The organism is Arthrobacter psychrolactophilus (genome assembly GCF_003219795.1).
Lineage (GTDB): Bacteria > Actinomycetota > Actinomycetes > Actinomycetales > Micrococcaceae > Specibacter > Specibacter psychrolactophilus.
Genome location: NZ_QJVC01000006.1, coordinates 73,353 through 93,260 on the forward strand (window position 1 = coordinate 73,353; position 19,908 = coordinate 93,260).

Annotated in this window: 23 protein-coding genes; 10 read left to right on the forward strand and 13 right to left on the reverse strand. The window is 59.1% G+C overall.

The window, feature by feature from the left end:
* Nucleotides 1-73: 73 nt before the first annotated feature.
* From CVS30_RS09060 to CVS30_RS09070, 4 genes are all read right to left on the reverse strand, one after another.
* A complete protein-coding gene (locus CVS30_RS09060) occupies nt 74-502 on the reverse strand; it encodes a hypothetical protein (protein WP_110485009.1) in 429 nt (142 codons plus the stop codon).
* A gap of 147 nt (nt 503-649) precedes the next feature.
* The gene (locus tag CVS30_RS09065; RefSeq protein WP_110485010.1) at nt 650-1,024 is read right to left on the reverse strand and encodes a hypothetical protein; all 375 of its coding nucleotides are present in this window, start codon (nt 1,022-1,024) and stop codon (nt 650-652) included.
* Nucleotides 1,025-1,042: 18 nt separating this feature from the next.
* Nucleotides 1,043-1,357, reverse strand: a complete 315-nt coding sequence (locus CVS30_RS17795) for a J domain-containing protein (RefSeq protein WP_146233380.1) — start codon at nt 1,355-1,357, stop codon at nt 1,043-1,045.
* 203 nt (nt 1,358-1,560) lie between these two features.
* Nucleotides 1,561-1,986 carry an Hsp20/alpha crystallin family protein gene (locus CVS30_RS09070; RefSeq protein WP_110485011.1) on the reverse strand — a complete coding sequence of 142 codons (426 nt, stop codon included), beginning with the start codon at nt 1,984-1,986 and terminating at the stop codon, nt 1,561-1,563.
* Nucleotides 1,987-1,999: 13 nt separating this feature from the next.
* Between CVS30_RS09070 and CVS30_RS09075 the strand changes: the two genes are divergently transcribed.
* Nucleotides 2,000-2,437, forward strand: a complete 438-nt coding sequence (locus tag CVS30_RS09075; RefSeq protein ID WP_245934525.1) for a MerR family transcriptional regulator — start codon at nt 2,000-2,002, stop codon at nt 2,435-2,437.
* 212 nt (nt 2,438-2,649) lie between these two features.
* Here CVS30_RS09075 and CVS30_RS18650 read toward each other — a convergent pair whose 3' ends face one another.
* Nucleotides 2,650-2,883 (reverse strand): metallothionein, encoded by a 234-nt coding sequence (locus tag CVS30_RS18650; protein WP_110485012.1) that lies wholly within the window; start codon nt 2,881-2,883, stop codon nt 2,650-2,652.
* A gap of 204 nt (nt 2,884-3,087) precedes the next feature.
* On the opposite strand from CVS30_RS18650, the gene CVS30_RS09085 reads away from it, so the two are divergent.
* Together CVS30_RS09085 and CVS30_RS09090 are read left to right on the forward strand one after the other, a co-directional pair.
* Nucleotides 3,088-3,519, forward strand: coding sequence for a CBS domain-containing protein (locus tag CVS30_RS09085; protein ID WP_110485013.1), 432 nt, complete (start codon nt 3,088-3,090; stop codon nt 3,517-3,519).
* A 57-nt stretch (nt 3,520-3,576) separates the two neighbouring features.
* Nucleotides 3,577-3,999 (forward strand): PRC-barrel domain-containing protein, encoded by a 423-nt coding sequence (locus CVS30_RS09090; protein ID WP_110485014.1) that lies wholly within the window; start codon nt 3,577-3,579, stop codon nt 3,997-3,999.
* Between the two features lie 368 nt (nt 4,000-4,367).
* Here CVS30_RS09090 and CVS30_RS09095 read toward each other — a convergent pair whose 3' ends face one another.
* A complete protein-coding gene (locus CVS30_RS09095) occupies nt 4,368-4,958 on the reverse strand; it encodes a helix-turn-helix domain-containing protein (protein ID WP_110485064.1) in 591 nt (196 codons plus the stop codon).
* A gap of 78 nt (nt 4,959-5,036) precedes the next feature.
* Here CVS30_RS09095 and CVS30_RS09100 point away from each other — a divergent pair, with 78 nt between their 5' ends.
* From CVS30_RS09100 to CVS30_RS18575, 3 genes are all read left to right on the forward strand, one after another.
* Entirely contained in the window at nt 5,037-6,458 is a 1,422-nt protein-coding gene (locus CVS30_RS09100; RefSeq protein WP_110485015.1) for an MFS transporter, read from the forward strand.
* A gap of 112 nt (nt 6,459-6,570) precedes the next feature.
* Entirely contained in the window at nt 6,571-7,263 is a 693-nt protein-coding gene (locus CVS30_RS17985) for a DUF5937 family protein (protein ID WP_370800702.1), read from the forward strand.
* The gene (locus CVS30_RS18575) at nt 7,167-7,412 is read left to right on the forward strand and encodes an ArsR/SmtB family transcription factor (RefSeq protein WP_181419757.1); all 246 of its coding nucleotides are present in this window, start codon (nt 7,167-7,169) and stop codon (nt 7,410-7,412) included. The genes CVS30_RS17985 and CVS30_RS18575 overlap by 97 nt, the downstream gene beginning before the upstream one ends.
* A gap of 738 nt (nt 7,413-8,150) precedes the next feature.
* On the opposite strand, the gene CVS30_RS09115 is transcribed toward CVS30_RS18575, so the two are convergent.
* Complete coding sequence (locus CVS30_RS09115) at nt 8,151-8,885, reverse strand: FadR/GntR family transcriptional regulator (protein ID WP_110485018.1); 735 nt, start codon at nt 8,883-8,885, stop codon at nt 8,151-8,153.
* A gap of 191 nt (nt 8,886-9,076) precedes the next feature.
* Between CVS30_RS09115 and CVS30_RS09120 the strand changes: the two genes are divergently transcribed.
* Nucleotides 9,077-9,622, forward strand: a complete 546-nt coding sequence (locus tag CVS30_RS09120) for a gluconokinase (RefSeq protein ID WP_110485019.1) — start codon at nt 9,077-9,079, stop codon at nt 9,620-9,622.
* A gap of 65 nt (nt 9,623-9,687) precedes the next feature.
* Nucleotides 9,688-11,091, forward strand: coding sequence for a GntP family permease (locus CVS30_RS09125; RefSeq protein ID WP_110485020.1), 1,404 nt, complete (start codon nt 9,688-9,690; stop codon nt 11,089-11,091).
* Nucleotides 11,092-11,323: 232 nt separating this feature from the next.
* On the opposite strand, the gene CVS30_RS09130 is transcribed toward CVS30_RS09125, so the two are convergent.
* The 6 genes from CVS30_RS09130 to CVS30_RS09155 are packed head-to-tail and all read right to left on the reverse strand — an operon-like array spanning nt 11,324 to nt 17,511.
* Complete coding sequence (locus CVS30_RS09130; RefSeq protein WP_110485021.1) at nt 11,324-12,448, reverse strand: Gfo/Idh/MocA family protein; 1,125 nt, start codon at nt 12,446-12,448, stop codon at nt 11,324-11,326.
* Nucleotides 12,433-13,131 carry a ThuA domain-containing protein gene (locus CVS30_RS09135; RefSeq protein WP_110485022.1) on the reverse strand — a complete coding sequence of 233 codons (699 nt, stop codon included), beginning with the start codon at nt 13,129-13,131 and terminating at the stop codon, nt 12,433-12,435. Before CVS30_RS09135 ends, CVS30_RS09130 begins: the two co-directional genes overlap by 16 nt.
* A complete protein-coding gene (locus CVS30_RS09140) occupies nt 13,128-14,333 on the reverse strand; it encodes a Gfo/Idh/MocA family protein (RefSeq protein WP_110485023.1) in 1,206 nt (401 codons plus the stop codon). Before CVS30_RS09140 ends, CVS30_RS09135 begins: the two co-directional genes overlap by 4 nt.
* A gap of 22 nt (nt 14,334-14,355) precedes the next feature.
* Complete coding sequence (locus tag CVS30_RS09145; RefSeq protein WP_245934528.1) at nt 14,356-15,201, reverse strand: carbohydrate ABC transporter permease; 846 nt, start codon at nt 15,199-15,201, stop codon at nt 14,356-14,358.
* 49 nt (nt 15,202-15,250) lie between these two features.
* Nucleotides 15,251-16,189 carry a carbohydrate ABC transporter permease gene (locus CVS30_RS09150; protein WP_110485025.1) on the reverse strand — a complete coding sequence of 313 codons (939 nt, stop codon included), beginning with the start codon at nt 16,187-16,189 and terminating at the stop codon, nt 15,251-15,253.
* Complete coding sequence (locus tag CVS30_RS09155) at nt 16,186-17,511, reverse strand: extracellular solute-binding protein (RefSeq protein WP_110485026.1); 1,326 nt, start codon at nt 17,509-17,511, stop codon at nt 16,186-16,188. Before CVS30_RS09155 ends, CVS30_RS09150 begins: the two co-directional genes overlap by 4 nt.
* Before the next feature lie 209 nt (nt 17,512-17,720).
* On the opposite strand from CVS30_RS09155, the gene CVS30_RS09160 reads away from it, so the two are divergent.
* Both CVS30_RS09160 and CVS30_RS09165 read left to right on the forward strand, forming a co-directional pair.
* Nucleotides 17,721-18,764, forward strand: a complete 1,044-nt coding sequence (locus tag CVS30_RS09160; protein WP_110485027.1) for a LacI family DNA-binding transcriptional regulator — start codon at nt 17,721-17,723, stop codon at nt 18,762-18,764.
* A gap of 127 nt (nt 18,765-18,891) precedes the next feature.
* Nucleotides 18,892-19,896 carry a LacI family DNA-binding transcriptional regulator gene (locus tag CVS30_RS09165; protein WP_110485028.1) on the forward strand — a complete coding sequence of 335 codons (1,005 nt, stop codon included), beginning with the start codon at nt 18,892-18,894 and terminating at the stop codon, nt 19,894-19,896.
* Nucleotides 19,897-19,908 lie beyond the last annotated feature (12 nt).

Here is a 19,908-nt window from a genome sequence, read left to right on the forward strand (position 1 = left end):
GCCACGGCTGCCGGATAATATTTGGGATTTCTGCCGCAGCGGATGAGCTCTTAGTTGGCATCGCGGAGATGGGCTAGCGGTTTGGGTGCGGAGGGGGGAGGGCGAGTTGGAATCCGCAGTGGCATCGAAGAACCGGTGCGTCAATAACGGATTCTTCCTCCACGAAAGGATCCTGCACTTTCAGCTTCAGTCGCTGTTGCGAGAGGTGTTGCATGGGTTCACCGCAGTGGATGTAGTCGCGGCCGATCTTGAGTACTCCCGTGGCTGTAGGAATGTTCGCCAGGATTCTGGCCACGGCCTCCACTGCCGCGTCGCACAGGTGCGTGGTTCCGCATAAAATGCACTTGTATTCAACAGCGACACGGCCACGGACTTTCGGGTGCAAGCCGTGGATGGAGTCAATGGTGAGGTGGTCGGATGAATGGCAGGTGATGCATTCCAAGGGTGACACCGAAACGTCTTGAAAGACTTGTGTCGGTGCAGAGGGAAATTCGGTGGTCATGGGGAACCCCCAACGATTCTGGGGCCGCTACGGGGCGTGTTGCCGCCCTGCCATTTGCTTAGGCAGGCCCGGTTCGAATTAATACTGATGTTACTCGGAGGTCCAGACAACATCCACAAAGTTACGCCGTCGACCACGGTGGACAATTCAGGGTGAGGTTCCGAAGATGAATTCCTTTGCGTGCTCGACAGCTTTTCTGAAAGCGTCATTCCGGAGGGTGGCTTGTTCAATGTTCCTGGGGCTGGTCTCAAGATAGTTGGTATAGCCTGGCCGCAGTATCCAGATGTCACCGGCAGGGGGCAAGTAGAACACCCCGAAGGATCGGTGTTGCGGGTCTCCGGTCCAGATGGGCACGACCGCCACTGCGGCTCCGGTGTCGACGTTAATCCATTGAGCGCGCGGCATCGGTTGTTCGTGGATTTCGGGGTCCAGGAACGGTGCTGTTCCCTTGCCCCAGCGCTTCTCGAAACGGTCGTAGAACACTGGCATCAACTGGCTGTCGTAGGCGTGCCAAGCACTCATTCGTACTCCTGGGGGTTTCTATGTGGATTGGGGCGGGAGGTGGCGACCGACTCCGAACAGCGAGATCCGTGGGATTAATGTGTGGCTGGTGGTTGGATATGGATCTCGCCATACCACCGGTGACGGGGAGAGCCGCGAGAGAGGCGCCCGGTACACCGATCCGATCAGCAACGTGGCCCCAGATCCCACGGCGTCGGCATACATGACATCGTCCGGCTCCGGCCCCGGGTGCCACTTGTGCACCATGGTGCGGTAGGCGCTGCCCGCCTCGTGTGGTGTTGCAGTCGGGAGGATGCGCAGGACGTCGTAGAGGTTTAGGTTTCTGCACTTCATGTCTGGCAGGATTTTTTGGTTGAGAGGTAAGGGGGCCGATGATCCCCGGTCCATTTAACCGGGGATCATCGGTCTGGGAGTCATCAGCGAGGGTCCGGGGAACTGAGTGCTACTCGCACTTTGGTGTGGCCTATGGAGTTAGCGCCCTCTTTCTTCAACCGGTCTTTGCGGTGCTCCCGGTCCGGGAATGCACTTTGCCAGTGTCAGGCGTTGATTTCTTGGCGCTGGTTGCTGGGGGTTTCGATTTTGATGCGGCGCGGCTTTGCCTTATCCGCCACCGGGATCCGCAGCGTCAGGACCCCGCTGTCATAGCTTGCCTTCACCTCGTCGGTATCCAAGGACTCGCCGAGGATCAGTTGGCGGCTGAAGACTCCGCGTGGCCGTTCGAAGACAATGAGTTCGGTGTTCTCGCCAACGGGGTCTGGACGCTCGGCCTTGACGGTCAGGACATTTTGTTCGACGTCGATGTCTACCGAGTCAATAGTGACCCCGGGCAGGTCGAAGGCGACTACGAAGTCATTCTCATCTCGCCAAGCATCCATGGGCATTACCGCGGGCCGCGCCGTCGTTCCCAGGAGCTGCTGGGCCAGTCGATCGAATTCGCGAAACGGGTCGGTTCGCATCAGCATGGTTTGTCACTCCTTGCAGGCTGTTTTCAATTTCCCTGTAATACCAGCAGATCTATATCAGCTGGTATATATTTTTTATAGCATTGTGCGCGGGCTTGAGCAAGGGAAATCGCTGGAAATTTGGAGGATGTCAATGAAAGACGGTGACCGCTTTACTCGAGGGGTATATGCAATTTCCGTGGCCGCCGAACTGGTCGGAATGGGGCAGCAGAATCTGCGCCTCTATGAACGCAAAGGGCTGCTGGAACCGGGACGGACGCTGGGTGGGACCCGCCAGTACAGCGAAAACGACCTTGATACCCTGCGGCGGATCGGCGATTTGTTGGAAATAGGTCTGAACTTGGCCGGAATCCGGATGGTCTTGCATCTGGAAGCAGACATGCGGGACCTAGAGAGTGAGCTCGCCTCTGCGCGGCGGTCGCGAGCGGACGGTTTCCATTCGGAATCATGACCCTGGTGACCCTAGTCCTGGTCGGCTGGGCCTTTAAGGCAAACCCCGATCCTCAAGCCCGCCACGAAGGTCCGATTACCGCCTTGATGCATCCATGCGGCGCCGATGATGACCGTTTCCCATTTTCGCCATCGCAACACTTGCAGTGGGCTCGCGTCGACGCGGGGCCGGTCAGCGGCCATGACGGGACTTGGGCTATTGGACGAGAGGTTTTAGGCGCGGTCGGTTAGTTTGCTGGGGCCCGTTTGGCGGGCACAATGAGCACAGCAGTAGATGCCCGCTTCGTTCTCGACCCCGTGGCCTAAGATTCGACATCCGCAGTGCGCGCACAAGGGTGCGATTGTGTTGATCGCGCACTCGTAGCTGTCGAAGGTTCCACTTTCGTCACCGCTGGTGATAGTGAAGGTCTTGTCGTATTCGTTGCCGCAGCTGTCGCAGATTGGCATGAGATCACCTTTCCCCGGGTCTTTCCTTTCTACGCCCTCTGACCTCCTAGCGCTAGGGGGCGGATCCCCCTAGACATCCTTACGGCGAGCACCTAACGTGGAAAGAAGAGCGAGCTTCTGGCTCCCTGAGGGAGTCACAGTTCGGATGCGGGCGGGTTGAGTGGCCAGCACGTCCGAAACCTCTATTCAGGAGGTAAGACAATCGTGACTACTGCACGCGAAATCATGACTGGCGACGCGGATTGCGTCGGGGAAAACGAAACACTCACTGAGGTCGCCCGTAAGTTGCGCGACCTCAACATCGGGTCCATGCCCATCTGCGGCGAAGACAGGCGACTCAAGGGGATGCTAACCGACCGGGATATCGTCGTGGCCTGCATCGCGCAAGGCGATGATCCCTCCACGGTGACGGCCGGCGACCTAGCTCAGGGCAAGCCCGTCACCATCGGTGCCGATGACGATGTCAGCGCAGCACTGGCAACCATGAAGGAGCACCAGATCCGAAGGTTGCCGGTGATCGATGGCCACGATCTCGTCGGCATGCTCACCCAGGCCGATGTGGCGCGTAGTCTGCCCGATGGCCGTACCGGGGACTTGCTCAAGTATATCTCAGAGCCGAGCGTCACCCGCACCTAGCCCAAGTTTTCGCGCTGAAAATAGACATCCTCAAGCCCGAAAGTAAGGAGAAAAATCATGCAGACGCCAGAGACCGGAAAACTGCTCAAACTAGGCGATACCGACGAAACGATTGCCACTCCAGAGGAGGATATCCGCAACAGGCACGTCAAGGACAGAGACGGCGAAGATCTTGGCAAGATCAGTAACTTGCTCGTGGATGAAAGCGAGCGCAAGGTCCGGTTCATCGAAATCGCATCGGGAGGATTCTTGGGCATCGGTCAAGACAAGACGTTCATTCCAGTCGAGGCCATCACCTCCATCACCGGCGACGAAGTGCGAATCGACCAGACCCGCGAGCGCCTTTCGAACGCACCGGCCTACGACCCCGAGCTGGTCCGGGAACGCGACACCTACGGCAGTATCCTGGACTACTACGGGTACGGGCCCTTTTGGGGCCCTGAATACCGGTACCCCGACTACCCGAACTACCGGTACTAGGGTTGCGTTAGCCTGGGGGCCCGCATAGCCTCGCCAATGTCAGATAGGTGAAACCTCCGATCGCAGAGAAAGGCTTCAGTGGTCTCGTACCCTGAAGCCTTTCGCCATGTCGGGGCTACACCCGCCGTGCCTGCACGCAACACTTTGCCCGGTGGCTACGCGCACAGACCGTGCCAAAGCAAACGAAACCTTCACCGGGCAACGGTCATCGCCGGCTTCATCGTCGCTGTTGTCATACTTGAACCCAGTCATGTGTCAGATGTTGCCGAAGCCGCTGTGCTTTACGCTTCGTGCTGATGTTGGAGGCGTCTGGCTGGCGAAGAATCGAATTCTGACCGGCGTCCTTTAGTTTGTAATTCGACGCTGATCTATGTCTTGGGGGCGGTCGTGTCTTCGCGTAGGTGGACGCGTTCCCCTTGGCGACCGAAGAGGCTGAGGATGTCGGCTGACTGAGTGGTTGCGCTGCCAAACCAGTGAGGCCGCCGGGTGTCGAACTCGGCGGCCTCGCCCGCGTTCAGTGTAAGGTCTTGTTGACCCAGAATGAGTCGCACCTGCCCCCTCAGCACGTAGAGCCATTCATATCCATCGTGAGTCCGGAGCTTGGGCGGGCGAGTAGTGTAAGGTAGCTGGATTTTCCACGCTTGCACACCGTCTGAATGACGCGTCAACGGCCAAGCCTCCCGCCCATTGATTGTGCGCGGCTCCAAGCGAACCCGAGGGTCCTGTGGGTTTGGCGCACCCACCAGGTCATCCAGAGGCACGCGGTATATTCGGCTGATCCGTAAGAGGAGCTCCAGAGTTGGGATGCGTTTTCCGGTCTCCAGCCGGGAGATGGTTGAAGCCGAGATCCCTGTCTGTTCAGAAAGCTCATCCAGGGTCAGTCCGCGTTCGAGCCGCAGCGTGCGCAGGCGTGGTCCGACGTCGCGGAGCACTTCATCCTCGGGCGTGGAGTTGGGCATGGCCTTGAGCTTACTGCATCTTGCCATATCAGCAACGACATTTGCCTGCGTGGATCCTTGGCTTCTAGCCTCCCTGATATGGAACGTCAACACACAGCCCAGACCCACCTCCCCGCCCCAGATATAGATCCGAGGCCCCTATGGTCCAAAGTGGCGCCGCTTGCGTCGGTGATGGTCATTGCTGCATTGGGAACCAGCCTTGTCAATGTCCTCTTGCCAGCGATTGCTGGCGACTTCGGTGTCACAATGCCGGCCGTGCAATGGGTGACGCTGGCCTTTCTGCTAAGTAGCACCATCCTGATCGTTCCGGTGGGGCGGTTGGCTGATGCGGCAGGGCGCGTACGCGTACTGAGAGTCGGTTTGGGCGTTTTCATGCTGGCATCCCTGATCATGAGCGTCGCACCGGGCCTAGAGCTACTGATCGTTGTTCGTGCGGTCCAGGGTGCAGGCGTGGCTGCCATGTTGTCCTTGCCGGTCGCCTTGGTGCGTGAAACTGTAGCGAAGGACCAGATGGGCCGGGCCATGGGCATCATCGGCGCCTCCATGGCCTTTGGCATGGCGTTGGGTCCCGCCCTGGGCGGCCTGCTCTCGGCCAGCGCTCTAGGCTGGCACGGCACCGTATTCCTACTTGTACCCTTGGGTGCGATGGCATGGTTTTTGCTGCGGAAAGTGCCTGCAGCCTACGCAGCTACCCCTCAACGCAGTTCAGTGGACGTTGCCGGGATAACGCTATTGGCCTTGGTATTGGCAGGCTATGCAACGGCATTGACCCTCACCCCGGGCGGCTGGATGGGCACCACCGGGCTGCTGACTCTGGTGACTCTGGGCCTCTTGCTTTGGGTGCGGGTGGAGAAGCGAGCCAGTTCGCCCTTGGTCGACCTGGGGCAAGTCCGTGTTCTGGGCATCGTCCCCGCATTAGCCCTGAACTTTTGTGGATCTTTCATGATGATGACCTTCACCATCATTCCCCCTTTCTACCTCACTCAAGGGCCCGGACTGGATATGGGGCGGATGGGGCTCGCCATGGCTGTTGGTCCCGTCGTCGCAATTCTCACCGGGGTGTTTGCCGGGCGATGGGTGGACCGATGGGGTTCCCCGCGTATGACGGGCACCGGCTTAGCGACAATGACGGTTGCCGCATTGGGCTTCGCCGTTCTGGTTCCCATCTGGGGAGTGATTGCGTTCCTAGTGACCGCCGCGCTGCTAACTGCTGGGAACCAAATGTTCATGGCGGGCAACAACACAGCCGTCATGTCCCGAGCCGGTGCCGCACAACAGGGTACGGTTTCTGGCATGATGACCCTAGCCCGCAATCTGGGTTTCATCACTGCAACGGCTGTTATGGCCCTCGCCTTCAACACTGCCACTACTAGCATGGCTGGCCCCGACGGGGCGGCCATGGGCATGACAGCTTGTTTCGGGCTGGCGACCGTCATGGGAGTCCTAGCTGTCTCACTATCCTTGTCGAAGCGCCGCTTTGCCTTGATTCCAGAGGAATAAAGCTCGGGCTGAACCGTTTCCGGTTTCGAGCCCTGCTGCCGCTTGAGGCCGACAGTTTGGTGCACGGCAGCTTCGATGAGGAAATGTCAGCCGTGGCAAAATTGCCCTGGAGATATTCAGCGCCATGGCCATTCAGGGAATCGTCGGCCGCAGCGAACCCGACTATTCCGCGGCACTAGTCGATTCCCGGGTCGCTGCCGAAGCACTAGCCGATTTGCGGGACCGGTCAGTAACTCGCCAGTCGATGTTGCTGCGGCTCCTAAGGGACCCTGCGCAGTTCCGGGACGAAACCCTTGAACTCATTGCAGCATGTGAAACAACGTTCTTTGGCTCCCGATGGAAGGGCTATGAAGCCCGCCTTGGCCCGGCTGCCAAAGAACTCGCGCCACGTCTTCACAATGAAGGGCTGGCACAAATGCTCGTTTCCCCCCCCTCCGGGACACCACTGTTCAACGAGACCCAACAAGTGGCCATCGACAAGCTCCAGAACGCTTTTGTAATCGGTCAGGGCCGTTCGTTCCACCTTGTCCCATCGCTCCTAACGCAACCCCACGTCATTGTCAAGCATGACTCCCGATACGCCATTCAGGACGAATCATTGGCCAGCGCAGAATGCCGGTCGTACGGACTCAACCTGCCGATCGTGGTCCAGTTTCCCTCGCCGAAATCGGGGCAGATCGGGCCACGGCTGCCCAGGTTCAAAAACGCATGGCTGCCCTCACCGATGCAAGCCGACTGGACATCTGCCGCCACCTCGTCAACGAGCCATGCACGACTGCCGAAATTGCTCGACGAGTTGGGATGAGCGCGCCGCAAGTCTCGCGACATCTGCGGCGCCTTCGCGAGAATGGGCTCCTGGAATCCAGCCGAGAGGGCAAACACGCGAACCATCGCCTAAACCTGCCGGTGGTCTATTCCCTCGGCTACGATTTGGTGTCCCGCATCACTCACTAGAAACGTGTGTCGAACTGTCGAAAATTTGCTATCCCTAACGTGGTGCTGACCCCTGGTCGGCCAAAAAGGGGGCGTATGCCGGTAGAAAGGATGACGTAGGACGGACTGAGTAGGATCTCGACAGCCATTACCGCAGTGGGACAAAACATTGACATTCCGGAGGCTAGCAGCAATTTATCAAGCCGAACGTCTCCAACCAGATATATATTCGCTCACACCTCACTCAAGGGAGAGTGGCTGACTGAAAACGTGGAACGATTTCAATCGACTGAGTAGAAACCCATTATTTTGGGTGACAACTGCTGCTTCCCCGGACCATCCGTTGTTATTCGCGGCGCGAGTCGTCAAAGATCAGGCATGGCTCTGGATAAGTTGGTTTGGTCGATCGCATCGACAGCGGGGTCGTTGATTCGTATCAGTTAGGGGCCCAGAATGCCCGGCATTACGGGGATTCTGATGGCAGGAATGGCCCCGAAATGACCGCTTGGTGGAACAGCTAAAGCTTGCCCGGGAGGTGGCAATAGTCGACCCGGCCTGGCACCTCGATGATCTTGTCCGGTTCGTTGATCCGTACGCCGCGGCTTTCGGCATCGTTCACTTAGTCCTCCGGTGTGAGTTAAGACTTTGCATTTCCGCCACTGTGCTCTGTGGCAAAAGAAAATCAGCCCGAGCCGTGAGGCGAGCGGGCTGATCGTCATGGTTAAAGCAGAGGACGGCAGGTCCAACATAGTTGCGGAGTCAGCCCAAGCCCATGGCATTCCGGACTTCGTTCAGGATGTGGTGGACGGCTGTCTCTGCCATGACAGCGTCGCCTCGGGACACGGCCGCGGCGACATCCTCGTGGGCTTGCAAGGCTTCATTTCGTGGCTTGAAGGGCATCAGGCCCTGCTTGGTTCGGCTGGTGAGTACCTCGGCCACCATGCCCTCGAGCGAGGTGAACATTTCATTGCCGCAGCTTTCAAGCAGCAGGCAATGAAATTCGATATCGACCGCTAGGAAAGCCTCGAGTTCACCGGCCTCTCCCAGCCGTCTTAGTTCTGAAGCTAGGAAAACCAGCCGGGCCCGTTCCGCGGCGCTCGCTCGGCGTGCAGCACCGGCAGCTGCAATGGGCTCGACGGCGATGCGCAGCTCCGTGAGGCTGCTGTACTGAATGTCGCGTCGGACAGAGCCAAGGCGCCAGCGAACCAGCTTGGGATCAAAGACATTCCACAGCCTGCGCTCCTGGACCACGATGCCCACGCGCCGTCGCGAATACACCAGGTTCATGGATTCCAAGACCTTTACGGTATCCCGCGACACGGTCCGGGAGACGCCGTACTCCTGTTGGAGATCTTCAAGGGTGAGTCGGCTGCCGGGAGGGAGGGTCCCTGCGGCGATGGCTGAGCCCACCGCCTCGAGAACTCGCTCATGCATGGCGGGGGAGGTCCCGCCGTCGTGCTCTTCATTCGCGTTTGGTACTGTCGCCGTCGACATCGTCCCTGCTTTCTTTTGCGCCTGCGCGCCCCTCGATCCTACCCAAGAATTATCAAAGGTATGACTTGTGACACTAAAAGATAATACCTATTGATTAAAATGGTGATACCTTATCTTTCGGTGCAGTTCACTGTGAGCTGCACAACGGATCTTCTTCATTGGGCCAAAGGCGTCTTCTTCGGAGGTAAAGCATGCAGTATTCAGTCACACACCTGGTAGTGATGGGCGTTGCCGGTTCCGGCAAGTCCACCATTGCGGCAGCCCTGTCCCAACAACTGGGCTGGGCCTGCGCGGAGGCGGATGAGTTTCACCCGCAGTCCAACATCGACAAGATGACTCAGGGCATTCCCTTACAGGATGAGGACCGGTGGCCCTGGCTGCAGGAAATTCAGGGGTGGATGACTCACAATGCCGCTGCCGGGACCAGCACGGTCCTCACCTGCTCCGCGCTCAAGCAGAGTTACCGCACGCTGCTCTCTGATGCAAAGGGCCGGGTCTTGTTCGTTCACCTCGACGGCACCGCCGAGCTGCTTGGCCAGCGCATGCAGGGCCGTGAAGGGCACTTCATGCCGCCCACGCTCCTGCCCAGCCAGCTGGCCACCCTAGAACCACTGACCAGCAGTGAACTTGCCGCCGGAAGCCTGCGTCTGGATATCACCAAGTCCCCGGAGGAGATCGTGGCAACCGTGCTGGAGGCCCTCAAGCTTCCGGCTCACGCGGAACCCCATGCAGCCTAAATCTGGCCGCCAAGCCACCCCAATTCTTTTCAATCACTAACTAATTCTTGTTCAAAGGAGAACCCATGGTCATCGAAGGATGGACTCAAACACTGGGTGCTGGACCGCTGCTGCTCATCGCGGCGGCGTCGATCGTTGTACTGCTGTTCCTGATCATCAAGCTGCGGATGCATGCACTCGTGGCGTTGATCCTGATCAGCCTTGCCACCGCATTCGCCACCGGAATCCCCGCCAACCAGGTGGTTCCCGTCTTGGTCAATGGCTTTGGCACCACCCTCGGCACCGTGGCGCTCCTCGTGGGCTTGGGCGCCATGCTCGGACGCATCGTGGAGACCAGCGGTGGCGCCAAGGTACTGGCCGATTACCTGATCGGCGTGTTCGGCGAAAAGCGTGCCCCGTTTGCGCTAGGCCTTGCCTCACTGATCTTCGGCTTCCCCATCTTCTTCGACGCCGGCTTGGTAGTTATGCTGCCCGTTGTCTTCGCTGTGGCCCACCGCCTAGGCGGGGGAGTACTTCGTTACGGACTTCCCGCCGCTGGTGCGTTCTCCGTCATGCACATCTTCCTGCCGCCACACCCGGGCCCGGTGTCCGCTGCAGCCTTCTTTGATGCCAACATCGGCCTGGTTCTGATCGCCGGCCTCATCACCGCCATCCCCACCTGGTATGTCACCGCCTACCTGTTTGGCTTGTGGACGGGAAAGAAACTGGTTCTCCCGGTTCCTGCCATTCTGGGCCAGGCCAGCGAAGAGGCCGAGTCACACCCGCCGCGGTTCCGCACCATCATTGGCCTGCTGCTCCTGCCGCTGCTCCTGATCTTCATCAATACCGCCCTGAACACCCTCGCCTCCTCCGGTGTACTAGCCGAAGATGTCAAAGAAGAGCAGTGGTTCCAGGTCCTGCGCACCATCGGTGAAACCCCCGTAGCCCTGTTGATTGCCGTTCTCGTGGCCGTATTTGTTCTGGGCACCCGCCGCGGCAAGGATTCCGGCGCCATCGAGAAGCTGCTCGAATCCTCCCTCGGCCCGGTATGCTCGGTCATCCTGATCACCGGTGCCGGTGGCATGTTCGGTGGCGTCCTCCGCGCTTCTGGTATCGGTGGGGCATTGGCCGACGTCCTAGGAGACCTAGGTATTCCGTTGATTCTGGCTGGCTTCCTGATCGCCGCCATCCTGCGCATCGCGCAGGGTTCGGCCACCGTGGCCCTGACCACCACCGCTGGCCTCATTGCCCCGGCCGTGGCCCTGGCGGGCCTGTCCGGCATGCAGATCGCCGCCCTCGTGATCGCCGTGGCCGCCGGTTCCGTCGTCGTCTCCCACGTCAACGACTCCGGCTTCTGGTTGGTCGGTCGCTTCTTCGGCATGGATGTCAAGACGACTCTGAAGACCTGGACAGTCATGGAAACTCTGATCGGCGTCATGGGCTTTGCTATTGCCACCATTATCTTCTTGCTGGCAGGTATCGGCAGCTAGTCTGACCCGTATCAGCCACGGCTGACTGTTAAAGGACGGTGGGGCACCCAGGGAGAGCCTGGGTGCCCCACCGTCGTTGTATTGCTGGTGCAAACGGCTGCTTCAAGGCTTGAGTCAAGCGACATAGCTTGTGTGAGGCCCCTAGAACTTAAATGAAAGACTGCCTCGGTTCCCACGGAAGAGGTGGGAGCCGAGGCAGCTTTTATCTAAAATACCTCGCCGGAGGAGGGGTTTAGCCGGAGTGTGTCAGTGCTTCCGCATGAGATAGCACCGTGAGCGGAACGGCTTCCGGACGTGGGCAGGTACTGCTGATGTCCACGAGCTGGCCGGTGTGAGCCGAACGCAGTACCGATTCCATGACCTCCAGCGCGTGGAACGCCAAGGCTCCTCCGGCTCGAGGTTCCTGGCCGGCCGGAGTTGCGGCTAGATCATGCAGACCGATTCCACGGGCACCAGCCACATAACCTCCTGAGACAGGAAGAGTTTCCCAGCTGTCATCACCCAGGCGGCGCAGCTTCACGTCGCCGGCAAAGTGATTGGGGTCAGGCACTATCAGTGAACCCGTCTCGCCGTGGATCTCGATGTTGGCTGACTGCGTGGCGACGGCGTCAAAGCTCATGATTACGGTCGATAACGCGCCCGACTCGTGAATCAATACGCCACTGACATGGGTGTCCGTGGAGACCGGAATTTCTTCTCCTGCGCGCGGGCCCGAACCAATGGTGCGCGAATCACGGGTATGGCTTGCGGCGCCAATGACAGACTTGACCGGCCCCAACAAGGTCACAAGCGCAGACACATAGTACGGTCCCATGTCCAGCAGCGGTCCGCCGCCGGGAACGTAGTAAAAGTCCGGGTTCGGGTGCCAACGTTCATGGCCCGGGCACATCATGGTCGCCGTCGCAGAAATCGGGCGGCCAATCAAACCGTCGTCAATCGCCCGACGGGCCGTCTGGGTTCCCGTGCCCAAAACCGTGTCGGGGGCGCAGCCAACGGTCAGCCCGGCTGCCGCGGCGGCGGCAAGCACCCCAGCGGCTTCCTCGGCCGTGGCCGCCAGTGGCTTCTCGCCATAAACGCTCTTACCAGCAGCGATGGCTTGAAGGGCGACCTGCGCATGCGCGGCAGGGATGGTGAGGTTCAAGACTAACTGGACCTCGTCGTCGTCCATCAGGTCCTGGACCGACAGCGCCCGGACGCCGGGCAAATCCGCGGCGACAGCTTCGGCTCGGGAGAGGTCCAGATCGGCGACGGCGACGAGCCGCAGCGTGTCCAAGGACGGCAAGGTGCTGAGGTACTGGGCAATGATGTTTCCACAGCCCACGATGCCAATGTTCAGGATGTTTAGCGGCTGGCCCACAACATTCCCCTTTCAATGATGGTTTTGACGTTTGGATCTTCCAATATTTCTACCCGGTGACCCGGGGTGGAGACGAAGATGCGACCCTTGCCCCACTGGCGGGTCCAGATGGCGGGGGAGGTGACCTCGCGTGTCCACGGGTCCCACTCACGAACCTTTTGCGTGGTCGTGGCGAGCACGTCGATGTAGTCGTCGCTCAGAACCCAGTACTGTTCCGTGACCAGGTCGAAGTCGCCGATGCCTTCCGTGATGGGGTGTGTGGCGGCCGCGGCATTCATGGTGACCGTGTAGGGGACGTAATTATCGGATTGTTCCCCCGTGGCCTCATCCGGGTGATGGCCGGGGTGGCAGGCGAACTGGCCTCCGATGAGGTGCAGGTAATCGGAGTTGTTGCGGTAGGAATCGGCGATGCCACCGTGCCAGCCGGCCATGCCCGTGCCATTTTCAATGGCCGTGCGCAGGCCGTTGAATTCCTCGCGCTCGATGGTGGTCATGGTATTGCACTGGACGATCAAATCCACGCTCGCCATGTACTCAGGGTCTGCGTAAACGGCGGTATTTTCCTCAATACGGACCTCATAGCCGTTCTCGCGCAGGTAAGGGATGAATAGTTCGGTGGCTTCCACGGGCTGATGTCCGTCCCAGCCGCCGCGCACCACGAGTGCGTTTTTTCCAGTTGTCATGGGGTGTCCTCTTGGTTGATAGTGGTCCAGTTGCTGTTGTTGCTGGCGCTTTCCTCGACCGCGGCCAGGACTCGCTGCACGCCGAGGGCTTCCTCGAACGACGGCGTGGGCTGGGTTTTAGCTCCCAGTGCCGTCACGAGGTCCACGACCTGGTGAGTGAAACCGTGCTCGTAGCCAAGTCCGTGGCCCGTGGGCCACCAATTGCCCACATAGGGGTGCTCGGGCTCGGTGACCATAATGCGGTGGAAGCCGCGGGATCCGGCCTCGTCGCGCTCGTCGTAGTACTCAAGGAAGTTCATGTTTTCAAAGTCGAAGGCCAGCGAGCCGAGTGAGCCGTTGACCTCAAGACGCATGGCGTTCTTCCGGCCCAAAGCGGCACGGGTCGCCTCGAACACGCCGATAGCTCCGCCGTCGAACCTGGCCGTGAAGATGGCGGCGTCATCGACGGTGACCGGACCCATTGCGGTGTTTTCATCCACCGCACCTGTGCCGCCCAATCCAACGAAGTCACCACCGACGGGGCGCTGGCTCGTGAAGGTTTCCATGATGGCCGAGACCCCGCTGAGGTGCTGGCCCGTGACGAACTGGGCGGCGTCGATGCTGTGTGCTCCAATATCGCCCAGCGCGCCGGAGCCGGATTTCGTCTTGTCCATGCGCCACGTCAGCGGGGCATGGGGATCCGAAAGCCAGTCCTGCAGGTATTGGGCGCGAACGTGGCGAATCGTGCCAACCTTGCCCTCGGCGATCATGCGCTTCATGAGCGCCAGGGCCGGGGTTCGCCGGTACGAGTAGCCGCACATGGCGAACACACCCTGGCGTGCCGCCTCCGCAGCGACGGCCGTCATTTCTTCGGCCTCGGCCACACTGTTCGCGAGCGGCTTTTCGCACAGGACATGTTTGCCGGCCTTGAGCGCGGCGATGGCGATTTCCGCATGCGTGTTGCCGGGGGTGCAAATGTCGATCAGGTCGATGTCATCACGTGCGATCAGTGCCCGCCAATCCGTCTCGGTCGACGCCCACCCCATCTGCTCGGCGGCATGCTCGACGGCGGATTGGTTCCGTCCGGCGATGGCCGTCAGTTCCGGGGTGAACGGCAGCTCGAAGAAGCGATGCGCGTTGCGCCACGCATGGGAATGCGCGGCTCCCATGAACGCATAGCCGATCATACCTACCCGAAGGGTGGGCTTTTGCTGTGCTGACATTGTAAGAAGTGTCCTTTCGGGATTACTTGCTGAATCCGGCGGTCAAGCCGCTCAGGAGTTGCCGGCGGCCCAGGATGTAGAGCGCCAAGACGGGCAGGGTGCTCAAGACTACCGAGGCCAAGACGGCTGGAATATTGACGCTGAATTCGCCCTGGAAGGTCCACAGCCCCAGTGGCAAGACGCGAAGCTCGGGGCTCTGAGTCAAGATCAAGGGCAGAAGGAAGCCATTCCAGACGCCGAGACCGTTGTAGATACCGACGGTGACAATGGCCGGCTTGGTGAGGGGGAGTGCCAGTCGCCACATGGTCTGCCATTCGCTGCAACCATCGAGGCGCATCGACTCAAACAACTCATTGGGTACGTCCCTGATGAAGTTGCACATGATCAAGACGCTCAGCGGAATCGCGAAGGCAACCGAGGGCAGGATGATGGCCAAGAGGCTGTCGTACAGATTCATCTTGATGATCATCAGGTACACGGGAATGATCGTGGCCTGCAGCGGGATGGCCAGTCCCATCAAGAAGAGCGCGTTGACGCCCTTGAGGAACTTGCCATTGCCACGCACAATGGCGAAAGAAGCCATGAAAGCAACAATGAGGGTGGGAATTACCGCTCCAACGGTGATGATGACGCTGTTGAAGAAGTAGCGGGTGAAGTCCGCCTCGATAACCATCTTGTAGTTTTCCAACGTTGGTTTCGCTGGAAAGGCCAAAGGATTCTGGCTAAAGTACCCGGCCTGTGTCTTCAAGCTCGTGATGACGATGTAGTAGATTGGGATGATAATGATGGCTAGCCATAACCAGCCAGCGGCTCCGCCGGGAAGGTTGAAACGGCCCTTCGGGCGGTTCAATTTCACGGCTGGCTGCATGTCCCGGTCCCGTTTTGTCGTGGTTGACCCTGTCAACGTGGCGCTCATCTTACATTCCTTCCAATTGGCTGCCGGTGCGATCCTTGCCGCCCAATCGCTGCAGGACCAAGGCCATGACCAGGCCAATCACTACGAGAACCACCGCTGTCACGCTGGCCGGGCCCATCAAGTTGGCCCTGAAGCCAGTCAGGTACATATCCAACGGCAAGATGCGTGTGGCGTTACCAGGTCCACCGTTGGTGAGAACGAAGATCAGATCGAAGTAGGTCAACGATCCCACGGTCATGAGAGTGGAGGATGTGATGATGGTGTATTTCAGCTGGGGCACGGTGATGAAGAAGAATTGCTTCACGCGCCCCGCCCCGTCGATCTCGGCTGCTTCGTAGATGGAGCGCGGGATCTGGCGCACGCCACCTTGGTAGATCAGCGTGTGGAACGGGACAAACTGCCAGGCGATGACAAAAATGACGACGCCGAGGGCAAGATTGGGATTCCCCAACCAGTCTTGGGCAAGGAAGGGCAGATGCAGACCTGCGGCCAGACCAAAGTTTGGATCCAGGAGTGCTTTGTAGGCAATGGCAATGGCGGCCGAGGAAAGCAACAACGGCAGGAAATACAGGACAGCGAGCAGTGCCCGATACTTCTGGCTTCCTGCGGTAAAGGTTCCCAGCAGCAAACTAATCGGAGTCTGGATGATCCACGAGAGGATCATGACAACAAACGTTAGCCAGAGAGCGTGATACATGCCCGGGTCTGTGAAGACGCTCAGCCAGTTCGCGATTCCTGCCACCGAGATGGCGCCAATTCCATCCCAGGTCGTGAAGCTCAGCAGGAAGACTCCTGCCAGTGGAATGATGGCAAAAACAATGAAAAAGATGAGAGCCGGAACGGCAAGCCACGCCAGCTGGCCGGTCTTTCCTTTCGATGCCTCAACGGCTTTTTGACGTTGCCGTCGCAAAGGTGAGGTGGTTAAGTTGTTGGTGCTCATTTGCCGATCGTCGCATTCATGTTGGATGCGAACTCTTCTGGAGTAATGGAGCCAACGAACAACTGGTCGATATTGTTCAAGAGTGCTTCCGACGCTGTCGGGCTGAGTGCCTGGTCCCAGGACTGCTGGTAGCTGGGGGCGTCCTTGCTCAGCGTGTACACGTAGCTGAGGAAGTCCTTGTCGTCGGACGTGGAAAACTTGTCTTCGAGTCCGTTGACCACGGGAACTGAACCGGAGGCAATGTAGGCGTCGACCTCTGCCGTGGCCAAGAGTCCTTCGGCAAAGAACTTCTTGGCTGCTTCCTTGTCGCTATCGCTGGCCTTGGCCGAGATCGAGAGGTAATTCGAAGGGTTACCAACGGCATTCTTGGGGTCACCCTTGCCGCCTTCGACAGCCGGGAAGTCTACCCAACCGAGGTTTCCGCCGGGAACAAAGTCGCCGCCGTCGTTCTTCATTCCGCCGTAAGTCCACGCGCCATGCAACATCATGGCGGCCTTGCCGGTGTACAGCAACGCCTGATCAGCATTGGAGTCAGCGGTAATAGAGGAGAAGCCCTTGATGAAGCCGCCTGCAGTGACGAGCTCCTGGATCTTCTTCAGCGCCTCAAGGGCAGCCGGGTCGGACCAGGCGTCAGCCTTGTTGTTGAAGATATTGGTGAAGACCTCGGGTCCACCGACACGGTCAAACATGTATTCCAGCCACATCATGGACGTCCAGCGAGACTGACCGGCCAAGGCGATGGGTGCGATGCCCAGGTCGTTGAACGTCTTGGTCAACGTGAGGAGATCGTCCCAGGTCTTGGGCGGCTGGGCGCCTGCCTTGGAGAAGAGTTCCTTGTTGTAGTAGAAAATGATCGGCTGCACGGTGGTGGCCGGGATGGCGTAGATTTTGCCATCGATCGTGGCTGCGCCGAAGGCTGACTCAAACAGTTTTTCTTTCACGGCGGCGTTGTCAGCGAACCATGAGGTGAGGTCTTCAACCTGGGACGCGGCAGCGTATGACTTCAGGACGCCTCCGCCCCATCCATAGATGATGGTGGGAGCCTGGTCGGCGCCGATTGCCGTCTTGATTTTGGTCTTATAGGCGTCGTTCTGGAAGAACGTCACCTTGATTTCGCTGCCCGCGTTTGCCTTGCCGAACGCATCGATCGAATTCTTTCGGATCGTTTCGTTCGGATCTCCGCTGACAGACCACATTGAGGCGCCCTTGGCCGATGAACTGCCGGGGCCAGATGTGCCGCAGGCGCTCAGACCCCACACTGCCAGCGGGGCAAGGCCCGCAAGTGTGAGGAAGGATCGGCGTGAGGTGGTGTTGTGTTCCATTCTTATTCTCCATTGAAAAGGGCCGGGGCCTGAGATGGGTGATGACCGAGAAGCAAGTTTCGAAATGTTTCGCAAGTAATTCTGAAGTTGGATAAAACATAGTCGTGATTGTCATCACACGTCAAGCCCATTTTTGGGGCATTTGACGGAGGCTTAGGTATTCCTGCACACTTCAACTGACAGAAACTTTTCGAAAGGATGAGGGTGTGATGGTGCGAGCAGAAAAAGTCAGGGCGAAGCCGGTTCTGGCGACAGTTGCAGCCCTCGCTGGTGTCTCGGCTCCCACGGTGTCGAAAGTCATCAATGGTCGCGATGACGTAGCGGAAGCTACGCGGCTACGGGTTCAGGCGGCCTTGACGGAGCTGGGCTATGAATCACCCATGCAGCGTCGGGCCAGATCCACAGGGCCGGACATGGTTGACCTGGTGATCGATGGGATGGCCACGCAGTACTCGATGGAGATCCTCACCGGAATTCTGGATTATGCGGCCGCTGAAGGTGTGGATGTGGTTGTTGGCAGTGTGACGCCGGCAAAACTACAGACGGCCAACCATGAAGAATGGGCACAGCGAATGATTGAATCGGGGCGCAAGGGTCTGATTTTGGTGACGTCGGAGATGACGACACGGCAACTTGACTCATTTGCCCAACGAAACATTCCTGTCGTGGTCATTGATCCCTTGAACCCGCCCCGGCAAGGATTTAGCAGTGTTGGTGCGACCAACTGGGCAGGCGGCAAAGAAGCTACCGAGCATCTCTTGTCGTTGGGCCATACTCGTATTGCTTTTTTGGGCGGCCCGAATGCTGCCGAATGCAGTGTGGCCCGCTTGCATGGCTACCTCGCAGCTCTGATGGGTCACGGAATCAAGCAACGACCCGAATACATTTTGACGGGCGGATTTACCAAGACCTTTGGTGTGGAGGGTACTCGCCAGCTTCTTGCGCTGGATGAACCGCCCACGGCAATCTTCGCGGCGTCGGATGCGACTGCTCTTGGCGTGCTCGAGGAGGCGCGTCAGCATGGCTTGCGAGTCCCTGACGATCTGAGCCTGGTGGGGTTTGACGGAACCCCACTCACCGAGCAGACCCTACCGAGATTGACCTCTGTGGCGCAGCCCTTGCAAGAAATGGGGCGAGCTGCCCTGCGTGCCGTTCTACGTTTGGTCAAGGGCGAGGAGCTTGACTCGGCGCATATGGAATTGGCCACCGAACTCGTTATCAGGGATTCGACGGCGCCGCCACGAGTCGCCTAGCGTGGCCGATTCCACCTAGCCCGTGGGTGGCGCCCACAAAAATTGCGGGGGTCCGGGTAGGGTGATGGTGTCATTGGCTGCAGCATCATGGGCAGTCAAAGAATCATTGGCACCAAAGGGGGTAGTGATGCGTTCCACGGTCAAAGATGTCGCCGCACGTGCGGGTGTCTCGCCCAAGACTGTCTCCAACGTGGTCAACGGGCTTGTGCCCGTCAGCGAAAGCACCCGGGCCAAGGTCGAAGCGGCCATTGCTGAACTAGACTACATTCCTAACCTTTCGGCTCGCGGACTCCGTAACGGGCGCTCAGGAGTCATCGCCCTGGCCCTGCCGGATCTAGGAACTCCCTACTCTGCGGAGGTAGCGCACCAGATTGTCGAGGTGGCTCACGAGCAAGGGTGGAGCGTTCAACTCGAGGAGACCGGGCATGATCCCCACCGCGAACTTGACCTCGTCTCCAAGGCTCGCGCCAATCTGATCGACGGCCTCATTCTCAACCCCATCGCCCTGGACGTCAGTGCCATTCGAACGGGTGGGAATCTGCCACCTGTGGTCATGATTGGTGAGGTTGAACAACACCAAGTCGATCATGTCGGCGTCGATAATTTCAGTGCAGCTCGTGACATGACGCTAGCCCTCGCGGCTGGAGGACGACGGCGGATCGCCATCCTGGGTACCACGGAAAATCGCCGCACAGCCACGGCCAATATCCGCACCATGGGATATCGTCAGGCCTTAGACGATCTGGGGATCGACCACGATCCCCACCTAGAAATCGCCTGCGATGAGTGGATACCTGGTGGCAGCGCCCGCGCCCTGGGGAACTACCTGCGTGAGAACCAGCTTCCCGAGGCCATCTTTTGCTTCACCGATTCGCTCGCTATCGGCGCCTTAAGTGTCCTGCATCTAGAGGGCCACCGGGTTCCCCAAGATGTTTTGATTGCCGGATTTGATGACATTGACCATGGACAATTTGCTGTCCCGGCGCTGACCACTATTTCCTTTGATAAGCGGGCCCTCGCCGAAGAAGTCATGAGGCTCCTACGAGGACGGATGGCAGATCGAAAACGAGAACCCGTGCAACTCACGCTGCCCTATCAACTGATCTCGAGAGCCAGCTCCGCAGCTCACTAGCTCACGACACCG

Coding starts and splice junctions, on each gene's coding strand:
- CVS30_RS09060 (WP_110485009.1), bottom strand. CDS start 502: ATGACCACCGAATTTCCCTCTGCACCGACACAAGTCTTTCAAGACGTT.
- CVS30_RS09065 (WP_110485010.1), bottom strand. CDS start 1,024: ATGAGTGCTTGGCACGCCTACGACAGCCAGTTGATGCCAGTGTTCTAC.
- CVS30_RS17795 (WP_146233380.1), bottom strand. CDS start 1,357: ATGAAGTGCAGAAACCTAAACCTCTACGACGTCCTGCGCATCCTCCCG.
- CVS30_RS09070 (WP_110485011.1), bottom strand. CDS start 1,986: ATGCTGATGCGAACCGACCCGTTTCGCGAATTCGATCGACTGGCCCAG.
- CVS30_RS18650 (WP_110485012.1), bottom strand. CDS start 2,883: ATGCCAATCTGCGACAGCTGCGGCAACGAATACGACAAGACCTTCACT.
- CVS30_RS09090 (WP_110485014.1), top strand. CDS start 3,577: ATGCAGACGCCAGAGACCGGAAAACTGCTCAAACTAGGCGATACCGAC.
- CVS30_RS09095 (WP_110485064.1), bottom strand. CDS start 4,958: ATGCCCAACTCCACGCCCGAGGATGAAGTGCTCCGCGACGTCGGACCA.
- CVS30_RS09100 (WP_110485015.1), top strand. CDS start 5,037: ATGGAACGTCAACACACAGCCCAGACCCACCTCCCCGCCCCAGATATA.
- CVS30_RS18575 (WP_181419757.1), top strand. CDS start 7,167: ATGGCTGCCCTCACCGATGCAAGCCGACTGGACATCTGCCGCCACCTC.
- CVS30_RS09115 (WP_110485018.1), bottom strand. CDS start 8,885: ATGTCGACGGCGACAGTACCAAACGCGAATGAAGAGCACGACGGCGGG.
- CVS30_RS09120 (WP_110485019.1), top strand. CDS start 9,077: ATGCAGTATTCAGTCACACACCTGGTAGTGATGGGCGTTGCCGGTTCC.
- CVS30_RS09125 (WP_110485020.1), top strand. CDS start 9,688: ATGGTCATCGAAGGATGGACTCAAACACTGGGTGCTGGACCGCTGCTG.
- CVS30_RS09135 (WP_110485022.1), bottom strand. CDS start 13,131: ATGACAACTGGAAAAAACGCACTCGTGGTGCGCGGCGGCTGGGACGGA.
- CVS30_RS09140 (WP_110485023.1), bottom strand. CDS start 14,333: ATGTCAGCACAGCAAAAGCCCACCCTTCGGGTAGGTATGATCGGCTAT.
- CVS30_RS09145 (WP_245934528.1), bottom strand. CDS start 15,201: ATGCAGCCAGCCGTGAAATTGAACCGCCCGAAGGGCCGTTTCAACCTT.
- CVS30_RS09150 (WP_110485025.1), bottom strand. CDS start 16,189: ATGAGCACCAACAACTTAACCACCTCACCTTTGCGACGGCAACGTCAA.
- CVS30_RS09155 (WP_110485026.1), bottom strand. CDS start 17,511: ATGGAACACAACACCACCTCACGCCGATCCTTCCTCACACTTGCGGGC.
- CVS30_RS09160 (WP_110485027.1), top strand. CDS start 17,721: ATGGTGCGAGCAGAAAAAGTCAGGGCGAAGCCGGTTCTGGCGACAGTT.
- CVS30_RS09165 (WP_110485028.1), top strand. CDS start 18,892: ATGCGTTCCACGGTCAAAGATGTCGCCGCACGTGCGGGTGTCTCGCCC.